The 14,940-nt window shown below is 58.2% G+C and carries 8 protein-coding genes and 1 pseudogene; 5 read left to right on the top strand and 4 right to left on the bottom strand.

Going from position 1 to position 14,940, the window contains the following annotated elements:
• The 4 genes and pseudogenes from NG42_RS23595 to NG42_RS17275 all read left to right on the top strand — a co-directional run.
• On the top strand, positions 1-624 hold a 624-nt coding region (locus tag NG42_RS23595; RefSeq protein ID WP_241488374.1), incomplete at its 5' end, for an RHS repeat-associated core domain-containing protein.
• Positions 625-628: 4 nt separating this feature from the next.
• Positions 629-1,090 carry a hypothetical protein gene (locus NG42_RS17270; RefSeq protein ID WP_052901397.1) on the top strand — a complete coding sequence of 154 codons (462 nt, stop codon included), beginning with the start codon at positions 629-631 and terminating at the stop codon, positions 1,088-1,090.
• A 157-nt stretch (positions 1,091-1,247) separates the two neighbouring features.
• A pseudogene (locus NG42_RS22165) lies at positions 1,248-1,670 on the top strand (RHS repeat-associated core domain-containing protein); the annotation flags it as partial.
• Positions 1,667-1,960: a hypothetical protein gene (locus NG42_RS17275; protein ID WP_052901508.1), complete on the top strand. Its 294-nt coding sequence runs from the start codon at positions 1,667-1,669 to the stop codon at positions 1,958-1,960. The pseudogene NG42_RS22165 and the gene NG42_RS17275, both read left to right, overlap by 4 nt.
• Before the next feature lie 400 nt (positions 1,961-2,360).
• Here the strand turns inward: NG42_RS17275 and NG42_RS17280 are convergent, their stop codons facing one another.
• The gene (locus NG42_RS17280; protein WP_052901402.1) at positions 2,361-4,388 is read right to left on the bottom strand and encodes a TonB-dependent siderophore receptor; all 2,028 of its coding nucleotides are present in this window, start codon (positions 4,386-4,388) and stop codon (positions 2,361-2,363) included.
• Between the two features lie 121 nt (positions 4,389-4,509).
• On the opposite strand from NG42_RS17280, the gene NG42_RS17285 reads away from it, so the two are divergent.
• Positions 4,510-5,409 carry an AraC family transcriptional regulator gene (locus NG42_RS17285; protein WP_053115998.1) on the top strand — a complete coding sequence of 300 codons (900 nt, stop codon included), beginning with the start codon at positions 4,510-4,512 and terminating at the stop codon, positions 5,407-5,409.
• On the opposite strand, the gene NG42_RS22490 is transcribed toward NG42_RS17285, so the two are convergent.
• Genes NG42_RS22490 through NG42_RS17300 form a run of 3 tightly spaced genes read right to left on the bottom strand, consistent with a single transcriptional unit; the run spans position 5,396 to position 14,923 of the window.
• Positions 5,396-7,732 carry an alpha/beta fold hydrolase gene (locus NG42_RS22490; RefSeq protein WP_082203903.1) on the bottom strand — a complete coding sequence of 779 codons (2,337 nt, stop codon included), beginning with the start codon at positions 7,730-7,732 and terminating at the stop codon, positions 5,396-5,398. The genes NG42_RS17285 and NG42_RS22490 overlap by 14 nt on opposite strands.
• Entirely contained in the window at positions 7,722-8,846 is a 1,125-nt protein-coding gene (locus tag NG42_RS17295) for a Gfo/Idh/MocA family oxidoreductase (RefSeq protein WP_052901405.1), read from the bottom strand. Before NG42_RS17295 ends, NG42_RS22490 begins: the two co-directional genes overlap by 11 nt.
• A complete protein-coding gene (locus NG42_RS17300; protein ID WP_053116370.1) occupies positions 8,843-14,923 on the bottom strand; it encodes an SDR family NAD(P)-dependent oxidoreductase in 6,081 nt (2,026 codons plus the stop codon). The genes NG42_RS17295 and NG42_RS17300 overlap by 4 nt, the downstream gene beginning before the upstream one ends.
• Between the last annotated feature and the right edge of the window lie 17 nt (positions 14,924-14,940).

Consider the following 14,940-nt stretch of genomic DNA (forward strand, 5'->3'; position numbering starts at 1 on the left):
GGGCTGCCGGAGCGGCTGACTGACGAAGAGGGCGACGTGGTCTGGCGCGGCCAGTTCAGCAGCTGGGGCGAAACGGAATATGAAGGCGGCGGGAGCCGGCTGGCGGTGCCGCAGAACCTGCGTTTCCAGGGTCAGTATCTGGACAGGGAAACGGGGCTGCACTACAATCTTTTTCGCTATTATGATCCGGTGATGGGGAGGTTTACGCAGCCGGATCCGATAGGGCTGGCGGGAGGGATTAACCTTTACCAGTATGCGCCGAATCCGTTAATGTGGGTTGATCCTTGGGGTTTAGCGCCTAAGGCACCTTTATCTTTGCCTGATGGATATAAGGGAAGAATTGATCGTTTTAATATTGGTAACGGAACGTCATTCGAAGTTCATGTGTATGCCCCTAATGGAAAAGAAGTTGGTATATATGGTCCAGACGGTTTCTTTAATAAACATAGGACTATAGCCAGTGAAGTTAAAATACCCAGGACTGTTTCTGATACCTTGAATAGTATTGCTGTTGATGAGCTGATAAAAACAGGTCAGCTTCCTCAAAAGGGGGCTCCAGGGAGTAGACAGGCTGTCAGAGAGTATACTGATAGAGTAAGAAAAAGTGGTCGATCAGGATGTTAATTATATGAAAGTAATAAAAATTACTGAGAATAATGATGGTTTTACAATGGATAGTTCGGCCTATCCTGATTATGTGGATAGTATTAAAGGGAGTGTTCCTGAAAATGCATTGCAATACATGATGGCAAGTTGGCATTATGATCATCGTGATCCCAAATGTCTTCACGATTCTAGAATAGAAAAATTATGTATTCTAGAAAGTAATTCAGGTGACTTCAGAGTTACAGACATTAAACTATTATTGCAAGGTGCTTATGGCAATAGGATGTGTTTATCCTATTCTAATGTTTTTTCTTACTCAATAGAAAAGAAAAAATGCGAATGGCCTGTTGATGATTATTCTCATGGTGATTGGTTGATTGACGAGATAATTTTGTCAGATGATGGTTTTCTGATGCATGAAATTATATTCACTGATGCTGTTATTAATATAAAGCATAAGGACGTACAATACGATGTAATATAGTTTACATAGAAATAGCCGGAAAGACCTTCCGGCTGACTCTGTAAATAATTCTGTGAAACTGCCATCGTATTAAAGGTGATCGCTCAGCCGGTCACCGAATTCGATAATAAAACGATTCCAGTCCCGCTTCACGCAGCTATTTAGCCTCGAGCGCTTGTTTACGCAGCCGGATCCGATCGGGTTACGGGGTGGGCTGAATTTATATGCTTATGGGCCGGATCCGCTGGGGTGGATCGATCCGCTTGGTTTAACTTGCACTCCGACTGAACCTAATTGGACTAACCATGGTTATAAACATTTCCCTCCGAAAAATAATTCGTGGAAAGATATACTTAAATCCACGAAAACGGGGCCAGCAAAATATAAACCAGAAATTGATATTGAAGCATTAGAACGTTCAGTATTTAAAGATGGCACTCCAGTAACTAATGGAAAAACATGGAAAGTTAAAGAAATGGACGATCTTATCGGTGCCAGTGAAGGAAAAGATAGCAAATGGATTAGGGTTGAAGAGAGTGGAGGAACTATTCATGGGCATCCAATATCTTTAGCAGAATGTCTGAGGTTAACAAAGTCATGAATGTCAATTACTTAGATAAAGGCGGGATGGTTTCTTTTAATGATTTCCCTATTAATGAGGCTATGCCTCTTGAAGAGCAATTAGATGATTTAAAAGAAGATATGCTGCAGATAGGATTTTCTAATGGATATCTTCTGGATGTGGGATGGCGTCCATCTTTCAACAAGAATGGCGAATTTAAAATAGTTTTAATTAAAGACTTTGACTGGAATGAGCCAGTTTATTCCGGCTCAGCAAAAAGCATCATTGAACTTGAAAAAGAAATAGAAGCTGCAATATGTAATGTATAAATGCATAGCCGGAAAGATCACTCGGTCTTTGCGGCTATTTTTATGTGTTTAGTCTGCTAAACCCTGATCCCCCGGAGCGCCGCTTTTGCGGCATTTTTCATATCCCGGTTAGCCAGCTTAATATCCCGCAGTTGCTGGCGCAGGGCTTCCTGCTCATGCTTCAACTCGTCCAATTCCTCATTGCCGATAACCAGCACAATACAGCCGTCGGTTATTTTTACGGTGAGATGTGCGCCCGTTCAATACCCTGTTTTTGCCTCTGACGGCGGCTCAACCAGTTCTTATGCGACATTGTGGCCATCAGGTCTATCAGCAGTTAGCGGAGAATACCTTTCGGCACTCCCCGCAATCCGCATCAAACGTGACGGGCGGTTAGACTTAACCCCCCACGTGGGAAATATCAGAACAGATCGACTCGCACATCGACCCCAACAGTACGACCTTCGTTTACCTGTGCCAGCGCGGTGGTGCCGCTGAGGAAACCGTAGGTGCGATAACGGCGGTCAAACAGATTGTCGAGATACGCCGCGACGTTAATGCGGTCGGTGGCCTGCCAGCCAAGGCGCAGATCGGTGGTGGTATAGCTGCCCTGACGCAAATCGTTATCGCCATCGAAATAGTGCGGCCCGACCAGGTTCACACCGATGCGCGGCATCAGGGCGCCCCATGCGGTATCAATGGTGCCGGTCACGCTGGTGCCGGCACCGTAGCGCGGCACAAATGGCACTTTCTTGTCCTGATACAGCTCACTGCCGCTGGTAAACTCGGAACGCACATAGTTACCGTTGATATTCCATGACCAGCCCGGCGTAAACTGCCAGCTGTTGCTAAGTTCAACCCCAGTGGCATCGGCGCTGCCGGCGTTGCTCAGCGTCTGATAACCCACCGGTCCGGAGTAGAGCTGCATATCCTTGGTATGGGTGTGGAACAGCGCCGCCTGTAACTTAACTTCACCCGCGTCATAATGCGTACCGACCTCATAACTGATCGATTTCTCCGCGTTGTAAGGTGTGGCAAGGGTACCGGCGGTTGGCGTGATATTAAAGCCGGTTGGTTTATAGCCCTGGGCAATACGTGTATAGCCGCGCAGCGCTGGGGTAAACTGGTAGCCAGCCGACAGCTGGCCTAACAGCCGGTCGTCACGGGTACTGTTTTTATCGCCATAATCCACGCCCATTGCATTGCCGTTATAGCGGGTTTTCGCTTTATCATGGGAGTAACGCAGGCCGCCGCCGAGATCGAACCGATCGGTCACATGCCAGGTGAGGTCACTGTAGGCCGCCAGCGTCTCGGCGCGGGTATTCGAGTTTAGCTGCGTCATTGGCATACCCAGATAGCTGTACGACGAGTCCAGCTTTTCGCGGGTATTCTGCCGATACAGGCCAAACACCATATCGACCGGATGCCCGTCGCCCTGCGTGGCGGCACGCAGCTCCTGTACATCCTGATTCCAGCGCTCCGGCAGGTTAGCGACGTAGGCGGTGTAAGGGAACTGACGGTCATAATTCTGCTGCTGCCAGCCGCTCATCAGGCTGAACACCCAGTTATCAGTGGTGTAGCGGCCAGTCAGCGACTGGCTGTGGGTGCAGCGTCGCAGGTGAGGATCGCCGGAACCTGGGCTGATTTCCAGCGCACGGCTCTTCACATCGCCAAACGGCACATAAGTATCCTGAGTGGCGTGGGTACACTCTTCGGTGAGCGCCACATTGGCTTCCCATGGCTGATCGTCCGGTGCCAGGCGCAGGCGCAGATTGCCAACATTGCTGCGCGAGCCGCCTAAATGGTCGCTACCGGTTGCCGGGTTGGTAAACGGCCCGTTATCCACGGCGCGCAGCAGGGTGACACTGCCGTACAGCAGGCCATCCTGAATCGGCCCGCTCAGATTGACCTTACCGTTATACCCCTCCCGGCTGGCAATGCCGCCCTGAATATAGCCACGCGGCGTGCTGTCCGGTTTCCGGGTAACAATATTGATAATCCCGCCCTGAGCGCTTTTACCGTACAGCGTACCCTGCGGGCCACGCAGCATTTCAACACTTTCCACATCGCTCAGCGCCTGCATCGCATAAGTGGACAATTGCGGCACGCCATCGACATAGAAAGTGGTGGCCGGATTATAGAAATCCTGTGCCGATGAGACGCCGCGCAGCGACACCGACTGGAAAATCAGGCTGCCGCTGTTGCCCATATTCAGACCCGGCAGCACGCGCGACAACTGATCGGTGCGCGTCACATTGGCATCCTCCAGTTCCGGCCCGCTGACCACCACCGAAGAAACGTTTCGTGCCGACGCGGATTTCGGCGATTGTTTACTGGCGCTGACCACTAAAGTTTGTTCATTATCAGAAAGTTGTGAGTCGGCAGCCTGAACGGCAGGTGCCATCAGCAGGCTGCTGATAATCAGAGGCGTAAGTTTATAAATGTGCATGTGTGCATCCCTGAAGCGTAAAAATCCGAGTCTATGTCAGCGGATGGCGAAACTTGTTGCACCTTAAGGTCGGAAATTGCACGATAAAGCTAAATAAAAATCATTATCATTGTGAGGGGTTATGACGGAACACAACCTGGGCGAGAAAGCGCTGAGCGGACTGACCTGTCTGCCACTGACACCGCGTATCACGCTGAAGCAGGTGCAAACCACGCTGGAGCAGGATGTTGAATTCAGGAGCACAAGTGATGCGCACCTGACGCTGGTGCTGATGCAACAGGGCGCGGGGCATTTCCGGCTGAATCAGCAAAGTGTCCAGCACTATCGTCCGCACTCTTTCTGGCTCTCCTGCGCGGAAAGCGCCTGTGAAGGCTATGATTTTTTCCCGCGCCATCACTTTTATCAGCTGCTGATTATCGAATTCTCCGCCGAGCTGATGGCCTGCGTGGCTGCCTGTGCATTGGTAACGCCCGGTAAACCGGCCTGGACCCTGTCGGGTGAATTGAATGAAGAGATGGCGCGGCAGATGCAGCGGCTGCAACAGGGCATGCACGATCGTTCGCCAGTGGGGATATTACATCTGGAAAGCCTGGCGCTTGACGCACTGTGGCTGGCGCTACGGCAGTTACAACACCAGCAGCTGGCGCTGAAAGCCGTGCCGCTGGCGCGTCTGCCTCAGCGCGAACGCAAACGGCTGATCGCTGCGCGTGACTATATCCGCCAGCACGCCGCGCAGCCGCTCTGTATTGAGACGCTGGCGCAACAGGCCGGACTCAGCCAGATGGCGCTAAAACGGGGATATCGCGCCATGTTTGCCATAACGCCGTGGAACTATGTGATTGAGTGCCGTCTGCGGGAAGCACAGCGGCTGCTGGAAAGCAGTCCGCTGTCGTTAAATGATATCGCCGTGCGTTGCGGTTTTGCCCACGCCAGCCATATGACGCGCTTCTTCCAGCGTCAGTTTGGTGAAACGCCGGGGCGCTACCGTAACGCGCGGGAGTGCAGCGTTAGCGCGGAGTAAGATGGCTGGCGATGGCGTTCAGCAGCGCCTCCCGGTGCTGTTGCAGATAAAAATGGCCACCGGGAAAACTGCGCAGCTGGCTGTTGCTGTCGCCATAGCGCAGCCACTCCTTCATGCTGCTGACGCTGACTTCCGCGTCGTTATCGCCGACGAATGCCTGTAGCGGCAAATCAAGCCCCTGCAACGCGTTGTCGCAGCGGTAGCGTTCGGTCAGGGTGAAATCGGCACGCAGCGCCGGTAAAAATAGCGCCAGCAGTTCCGCATGTTGCAACACATCCGGCGGCGTGCCTTCCAGACCCTGCAACTCCACGGTCAGCTGACGGTCGTTCATCAGATGACGCAATGGCGGTGGCGTCGGGCGATGTGGCGGACGGCGTCCGGAGACAAAGACCCCCTGTAGCGTGCCGGCGGGCAGGCGTTGCGCCAGTTCAAAGGCGATCAGTGCGCCGAGGCTGTGGCCGAGCAGCGCATAAGGGCGCTGACAAAGTGGCGTCAGCACCGCCGTCAGTTCCGCCAGCAGCGCCGTCAAATCATCGCGCGCACTTTCGGCAAAACGGCTGGCGCGACCCGGCAGCTCTATCGGGCACAACTGCATATTGCGTTTTCTCGCCGGTTCGATCCACTCACGCCAGCTGGCGGCATTGCCGCCCGCATGGTGGAAGCAGAACAGCGGCAGCGCCGCATTGGGCTGCGGCAGGCCAAACGGCAGCCAGCGCGCCGGACTGACCGCAGGTGCCGCGAGCGGCGGCTGCAATGCCTGTATCAGCCAGCGTTGCAGCGTGTCCCGCTGCTGTCGCAGGAAGAAGTGACCGCCGCGCACCCGTTTCACCTGCGTGTGTGCCGTCAGGTGCTGCTGCCAGCGCAGCATACTGGCTACCGGCACCAGCGCATCGTCTTCTGCCACGACCAGTACCGCAGGCACATCCAGCGTGACACTGCTGGCGGCCTGATAATGCTCCGCCAGCGCACAGTCGGCGCGCAGCGCTTTACCCACCGTCTGCATCATCTCCTGATCGCGTAAAATGCTGTCCGGCGTACCGCCCAGTCGGCGCACTTCGGCGCTGAAATCGGCGTCGCTGCACTCCGACACCCGGTTGGCCAGCGCAATATCCGGTGCCGGGCACGCCATCAGAAACAGCAGGCGCGGCGCGCGGTTCAGGCGTGCAAAGTGGCGCGCCAGTTCAAACGCCACTTTACAGCCAAGACTACAACCCAGCAGCGCCCACGGACGATGACTGTAAGGCGCGATCTGTTGCGCCAGCTCGGCCACCAGGCTCTCCATGCGACGGTGTGGCGTCTCATCAAGACGATTTTCGCGCCCGGCCAGCTGCATGGCACAAAAACGCCACTGCTGCGGCCAGTCCGCAGCGCTGCCCCAGTCGCGATAAATCGATGCGCCACCTCCGGCATAGGGCAGCGCAAACAGGTTTAGCGCCGCCTGCGCATCCGGTTTTCCTAACGGAAAGTTGCGGTTTTGCGGACTATTCACCGCCTGATCCAGTTGCAGACTGCGCTGGCGTAATGCCGTCAGCAAGGGTTCCGGTAACGGATTAGCCACCGAACCGTTGGACGGTTTGCGCCAGTGGAAACAGTGATAATCCGCCTGACCCTGTTCCAGCGCCTGATATATCGGCGTGCCGGGCAGGGCAAAATAGTGGCGTAATTGTTCGATATCGGTATCGCTCTGCTGCTGTTGCAGTGCGCTCTGTAATCGATCAATCACCTTATCGCCCGCGCTGCGCCTGGCTGCCAGCACCTGCGGGTTGATGGAGTAACTGTTGACCGGTTCAAAACCCAGTGCGCTCAGCGCCTCCTGCACATCCGCGCGCGTCTGTCGGGCGAAAATATCGCTGTAGAAAAAGTCGCCGCCCGGTTTCAGCACTCGCCACACTTGCAGGAAAAACGCCAGCAGATCGGGGTAAGCGCCGGAGGACTCAATATTCAGCACGATATCGATACTGTTATCGGGTTGCGGTAGCTGGCAGGCATCCGCCAGTTGAAATCGCAGGCGCGGCTGGCGGTGGCGCTGACGACAAAACTGAATATTGCTGCTGCTGAGGTCGATGCCGGTGACGCTTAGCGGCCGCCATTTTTCCACCATCAGCGCCGCAGTGCCGCCGCGTCCGCAGCCGACATCAAGAACATGGCGACCCTCCACCGGTTGATCGCCCAACAGTTGCAGCACCAGCTGGCGCTGCGCCTCGCCGGGCGTCACGGCGGGGGCATCGGGCTGCTGATAGCCCCAGTTAAGAAACAGCGCATGTTCAGCCAGACCTGCGGCCTCCAGCAGCGCAGCGAGATCGCGGTATGCATCATTTGCCATCGGGATTATCCATCACAATTTGGGCGGCATAGTGCCGGGGTTCCGGGAAAGGTGGCGCAGGCGGCGGGAAAGCGCTGAGCTGAGGTGCGCCGGCATTGCGCATCAGCGTAATCCAGGCCTCGCCATGTTGCTGCCACCATTCCGGCTGTTGCCACCACGGCTGCGGTTGCGCCATCAGCTCACGCAGCGCGGTCAGGATCGCCAGCGGAAAATCATGTCGGGTGGCCTCGATCAGATTCGGTGCCTGTGGACGGCCAAAGACTATCGCGGTCGGCTGCTGGTTGTAATGCGACTGCTGATGCTGTTCCGGCGACAACAGCCATGAAGCAGCGACGCCATCCTGCTGATAATCCGGGGCGTAAATCGCATGGCTCCACACCACCGGGCCAAAACTGTTCGTCAGGCAGACATTGCCGCCGCTGCCACCCACGGTGATGCGATGCATCACCAGACTGTGATGATCCGGATCGCGCGGATCGAGGGTGGTTTGCAGATTTATACTGACCGGAATCCCGGCCATTTCCCCCTGCATCTGGCGAAACGGCCACTGTTTGCCCGCCGGCGGCAGTGGTGGCGTGGTGCAGCTAAACGGAGCCAGACCGCCGAGCGCGCGGCCAATGATATCCAGCGAAGAGTAGAGCAGTTGCAGGCTGGTGGTCAGCTCGATAAACGCTGGTTTCTGCCGCGTGGCGCTCTGGCGGGCATAATCAATAAAGCAGGCAGCGGCGGGCAGCGCCGGATACATGCTGTTAACGTGATAACGCGTGCCGTGCTGCTGCGCCAGCTGTTGCAGGCGACGGATATCGCCCGCGTGAACCGGATGCTCCTGCAATACCGCGATGCCGCGTTGCAGCAGCTGTTCCGCCAGCGTGGAGCCGTCGCCGCCGACGATCCGGCTGCGGATCGCCACACAGGCGATATCAATCCCGGCGGGCAGTTGACCGATCTGTTGATAGAGCGGAACCTGCAATTTTTCCGCCAGCAGACGCGAGCGCTGACTGCCGCGTGCGACAATGCCGACCAGCTCAAATTCGCTGCTCTGGCGGCTGAGCGCCGCCAGATAGTGTTCGCCAAAGCGCGTGCCACACACCACCACGCGGAATTTCTGGCTCATTGCGCCTCCTTGCGGGCCTGCTGTGCCAGCGCCACAATCTGCGGATCCACCGGCAGCAGCTCATCCAGCGGCGCCTGCCAGGCGTCACCCAGTTGCGCCAGCGTTTCCAGCAGCTGATGCAGCGTCATCATGGCGATTTCACCCAGCGCTTCCGGCAGCGTGCCGCGCAGCAGATCAATATTAAACAGCAGGGCGCTCTCTTCCTCCAGCGCCTGTAAATGCAGCGGGGTCAGCGGCTGGGCGGCGTATTCCCAGGTGGGCATGCCGAGCAACGGATCGGAGGTTTCCGGGATCGAATAGGCCTGTCGCACACCCAGCAAGCTCGTAAAGGCTACCGGCAGCGACTGCAACCAGTCGGCTTCGACGACGGATCCGGGCAGATGCTGCGTCAGATGTTGCTGGCGACAATCGGCCGCCTGCTGCGCCAGTGCGCTAAAGTTAGCTGCCGCAGGCAGATCCAGCGGAACCGGCGCGACGGTGGTGGCATCGGCGATCAGTTGCGAGGCATGTGGATGCAGCGGTAACCGGTCGGTAAAGTCCAGACGCAGGGTAAACGCCCCACTGCCTGACCAGTCACGCAGTACCAGTCCCCAGGCGGCCAGCAGCAGATCGCTGCCGTTAATCCCTTGCTGTTCGCCATGACTTTTCAGCTGTAACCACTGCTGCGCCGGTAACGCCGCGCGCCAGATGGCAAATTCCGCTGGCTCAGCGGCCGGTTGCCACGGTAAAGCCGGGGCGTCAGGGCGGAGGGTGTGCGGCACAGACGCGGTTTCTGTTGCGGCTAACGCCAGCAGGCTGTGCTGATAATCCTGCGGGGTGAAAGCCAGCGTCGGCAGCGGCGCAGTGGGCTGATGAATCATACTGTCCAGCTCGCGCAGCAGCACGCGGAAACTTTCGATATCCACCAACAGGGTATTCAGCACGATATGCAGCCGGTAGCCCTGCGCACTGTCGCTGGCTGCCAGCAGGATATGCGGCGGCTGTTGGAGATCAAACTGATGCTGTGACAGCGCGGCGCGTAACGCCAGTTGCTGCGCTGCTAACGCGTCCGGCGAAAGTTCACGCCAGTCGTAACGCTGCATCGTCAGCGGAGAAATGCTCTCCGGCAGGGTGATTTCCCCCTCGCAATTGATCGCGGCACGTAGCATCGGATGACGCGCCAGCAGGCGCTGCCAGCCCTGTTCGAAGGCAGCCAGCGGGAAGTGATGCGGTTTATCATACTCAACATACAGCAGTCGCGGTGACTGCGTGTGATGCTGCCAGCGCAGGCGTTGCAGCGGCGTCAGCGCCAGGGCGGAAGCGGGATCGAACGGGCGCTGAATATCGCCGCGTTGGTCCAGCCAGCCCGGTTGCCTGGTTTCCAGCTCATCCAGCGCACGTCGCAGCAGCGAGCTGTTATCCGGTTGTACGTCCAGCTGCTGCTGTAGCGCGGCGAGCAACTCCCTTACGCTGGCGGCGCGGAACACGCTTTCGGCATTCAGCTTAACGCCGAGATCGCGACCCAGCGTCTCATTCAGATCGAGGAACAGCAGGGAATCAAGGCCGAGCTGCACCAGATTACTGTCCGCGGTGATCTGCTCAGGCGCACAGTTTAGCTGACGTGCGAGGGTGTCGCGCAGATAGCGCTCCAGCTGTGGTTGCTCCGGCAGTGGCGGGGCGCTTCTGACCTCAGACGCTGCATCGTCAATAAACGCGGCAAAACGCTGCGCGTCATCGCGGCTTAGTGGGCGGCTGGCGAGTTTTTGCCAGTCGACGCGCATCGCCGCGACCACCGCATGCTGACCATGGCAGGCGGCCTGCAACAGCGCCAGCGCACTGGCGGTCTCCAGCGCCGCCATGCCGCCGTCGGCCAGACGTTCCGCCAGCTGTGGGGCGTGGGATTCGGTGATCTGCCAGTAACCCCAGGCTATTGCCAGCGTGTCATGGCCGCGCAGGCAGCGTTGCCCGGCGAGGGTTTCCAGCGCGCCACAGGCCGCAGCATGAGCCGCCTGGCCCTGTGGGCCGAACACGGTCGCCGCGGAGGAGAAGTAGACGGTGCGCGCCGGTTGCAGGCGCGCTTGCCAGCGATCCAGCAGAAGGGCGGATTCCAGTCGCACCGCCAGCGTTTGCTGCAACTGTTGCCAGCTAAGATGCGCCAGCGGCGTGTCGTTTACCTCGCCCGCCAGATGCCAGAGGGTGGCAATCGGCAGATGCCGTTGTGCCAGCCGCTCCAGCGCCGCGCTAAACGCCGATGGATTGCTGACGTCAGCCTCGCTGTCGATCACGATCTCAATGCCCCGGGCGCGCAGCTGAGCTATCTGCTGTTGCTGATGCGGCAACGGTTCGCGGCGCGCCAGCCAGATCAGTGTTGACGCACCCTGTGCCGCCAGCTGTTCAGCCAGCGCCAGCCCGAGCGGCGACAGTCCACCGATCAGCAGATGGCAACCGTGCATTGCATAATCCCCGGCAGGCAGCGGGGTGCGGCACAGTACCGCGTGATGCCAGCGGCCTTGCTGCCAGCGCAGTTGCTGATGCTCACTGGCAACCAGTTGCTGCCACAGTGCGTTATCCGGCGGTTGCGGCAGGCCGTGACTGTCGACCAGCTTAATGCTGAACTGCGGATATTCATGACGCGCCACCGTCAGTAAGCCGGGGAGCCAGGCGGCCGGATGATCGCCAAACACGCCACTGGCATGCAGCAACAAGGTGTCGCCTGCTGAAAGCTGCGTCAGTTGCTGTTGCAACTGTGCAAAGAACGCCGGTTGTGCGGCGGCCTCGTCGGGAACCGTAAGCTGTTGAAAGGCGAATGAATCTGTTGCTGGCGCAAAACTGACCGGCTGCCACTGCCAGTGATACAGCGCACCTTGTTGAGCCCAGGGTTGCGGCAGATGTGGCGGACGCGGACTGGCATCGACCCCGGCGACGCGTGCCGCCAGCAGCCGGGCGCTAAACAGAGGCGTTTCGCCAATAAACGCCTGTAAAGAAGCGTGCTGCTGTTGCAGACGGAGAGTCAGCGGTAAGCGGGCTCCACAGGGATCGCAATGCCAGATCACCTGAGTGATGCGGCAAGGGTGCGGCGTCACCAGCGCGTTCAGCGCGGCATGCAGAATAGTGTTTTCCGATCCGTCGGCAGATTCCAGTACCCGCTCAATCGCACCGGCCGTCTGTTCGACTGCGGTTTGCTCCGGCAGCCGCGCCACAATAATTTGCTCACCCAGCGCCGCAGCGGGCTGGTCGGCAGGCGGGAAGGCATCACTCTGAACAAATCCGGCATCGCGTAATGCCGCCTGCCAGTCCTGCTGGCTGGCAAACAGTTCGCCGTGGCGTAAAGCGGTATCCGTAACCGGCGGAACCAGCGCGCCAAACACAAAGTCGAACAGTTTTTTCGGCGCGGTGATCTCCCGCAGCAGCAGTACGCCGCCAGGTTTCAGCACCGTGGCGAGATTACGCAGCATCTGGCGTAAATCCGCGGCGTTATGCAGGACGTTAGCGGCAACAATTGCGTCATACTGCTGGCATGGCAGTCCTTGCTGCTGCGCCGGTTGCTCCATATCAAACGGCAGATAATCGATAAACGGATAAGCGGCAAACTTTTCCCTGGCGCGCTGTAAAAACAGCGGGCCAAGATCGGTAAAGCTGTAGTGCTGACACTGACCAGGCGGCAAGGCGCGCAGCAGATCGTGGGTAGTGCCACCGGTGCCGCCGCCGATTTCCAGAATGGATAACGGTTTATCGCGGTGGCTGGCCAGCGCCGCCATCGACTGGGCGGCGATCTGATTAAAGTAGCGTGACCAGGGTTGTTCCTGATACATGTGCTCAACATCAGCGGTCGATGCGGCCGGGAAGACGACGCTGACCGGATCAATATCGCCGCGCAGCATCGCCCCAAGCTGCGGCCCGGTGCGGGCAATTAATGCCGCCAGATGCTGATAGCCTGCGGCGCGCATCCGCGTCAGCCAGCCCTCAACATCGATCTGCGCCGGACGCAGTTTGCCGAACCGGCTCTCGCCATCCTGCTGCCGTTGTACCAGTGCGCCGCTGGCCGCCAGATCGCGCAGCAGACGCAGCATCAGATCGCGGTAGCGTGCCGGAATCTGGCTGTTATGCATCAGCTGCGTCACGCTGCAAAACTGCTGTGGATGTTGCAGTAAATTCATCTGCTGCAACATCTGGCTGACGTAATGTTGATGTAAGGCATCAACGCAGCGCTGCTCTTCCTCCAGCAGCGTCAGATCGAGTTCGGCGGCGCGTTCACTGGCGGTGCGCAGCCCGCTCTGACACAGCGCCTGCCAGCTGTCGCCCGCGGGCGTCTGCGGCTGCGTATCCTGATGCCAGCAGCGTTCGCCAGCAAACGGTGATACCGGTAGCAGAGCACGCCGTGCCGTAGCGGCGATACACTCGCGCCAGTCCGGGGTGGCGCGGGTCAGCTGGTGAAGCAGTTCAGCGGGTGGCGTAATCCCCTGGCTGGCAACGCTGGCGCGGATACCGTCTTCGCCGTTAAGGCGTTGCGGATAATCCTCAATTTCGATGATATCCAGCAGCAGAGCAATCCAGCCATCGACATCCTTCGCGCTGAGCAGCAGACGATGGCTAAACAGGCTGCGGTGATAAAAACTGGTCGCGCCATAGGCGTGGGCATCAAAATCCGCTTCGCGATCGCTGAGACGCAACAGATGTTGCTGCGCCAGCGCACGTAAACTGGCCTCACTGCGCGCTGAGAGCAGTAAGTTTAGCGCACCGCTGCTGGCGGGTTGCGCGCTGACCTGCGGTGCGGCTTCCACTATTGCATGAGCATTGCTGCCGCCAATCCCAAAAGAGCTGACGGCGGCACGCCGCGGTGTGTCACCCGCCTGCCACGGTTGTAACTGCTGCGGCACATAGAACGGTGAACCGGCGAAGTTAATCGCCGGATTCGGCTGGTCAAAATTGATGCTGGGCGGTATCTGGCGCTGCCAGATTGCCAGCCCGGCTTTCAGCAGACTGGCGATCCCGGCAGCGGTATCAAGATGACCCACATTACTTTTCAGCGAACCGATTGCCGTCTGTTGCGGTTGCGGTGCCCACGGTGACCAGGCTTCGGTCAGCGCGCTGACTTCCAGCGGATCGCCCAACGGGGTGGCGGTGCCATGCGCTTCAACCAGCCCGATGGTATCGGCGGCGACGTCGGCGATTGCCAGCGCATCACGGATCACGTCGCGCTGACCGCTGAGTGACGGGGCGGTAAAGCCCGCTTTGTCATTGCCGTCATTATTGATGGCGGTGCCACGGATCACTGACAGGATCGCATCGCCGTCTTCCAGCGCGCGATCAAGGCGTTTCAGTAACACGACGGCGGCACCGTTACCGACCAGCGTACCGTTAGCCTCGGCATCGAACGGGCGGCAGTGACCATCGGCAGAAAAGATCATGCCTTCGCGATAAAAGTAGCCCGCCTGCTGCGGGAAGCTGAGGCTGGCACCGCCCGCCAGCATCATCTCGGCTTCACCGCTGGCAATCGCTTCGCAGGCCAGATGGGTGGCGATCAGCGAGCTGGAGCAGGCGGTCTGCACGGTAAAGGCCGGGCCGCGCAGCCCGAGTTTGTAGGCGACGCGGGTCGCGAGATAGTCCTTGTCGTTACCCATCAGCTTCTGGAACACCTGCGGGGAGACAATCTGCTGGGCATCCTGGCGCTGTGCCAGCTGATAAGTGCTCATCCGTGCGGATCCGATGACGCCGGTGCGCGCACTCAGGCTGGCGGGCGGATAACCGGCCATCTCCAGCGCTTCCCAGGCACACATCAGAAACAGTCGCTGCTGCGGATCAATACTTTCCGCTTCCTGGCGTGAATAGCCAAAAAATGCCCATTCGAAGCGGTCAACGTCTTCGACGACCGCAGCGGCGGGAACATAGTCCGGGCGCTGTAACAGGCTGGGATCGACGCCAGCCTTGCGCAGATCCTCCGCATCAAAACGTGAAATTAACTCTTCGCCATCGGCAATGCGCCGCCAGAATTCAAAAACAGAGGCCGCACGTGGGAAACGACAACCGGCACCGATAATCGCAATCGGCATTGTGTCGCCATACTGGCGGGTAAAGTGTTCGGAATGAATTGGGTTCATGAGTTACTGATTTCCCT

It is taken from the genome of Winslowiella iniecta, assembly GCF_001267535.1.
Taxonomy (GTDB): domain Bacteria; phylum Pseudomonadota; class Gammaproteobacteria; order Enterobacterales; family Enterobacteriaceae; genus Erwinia; species Erwinia iniecta.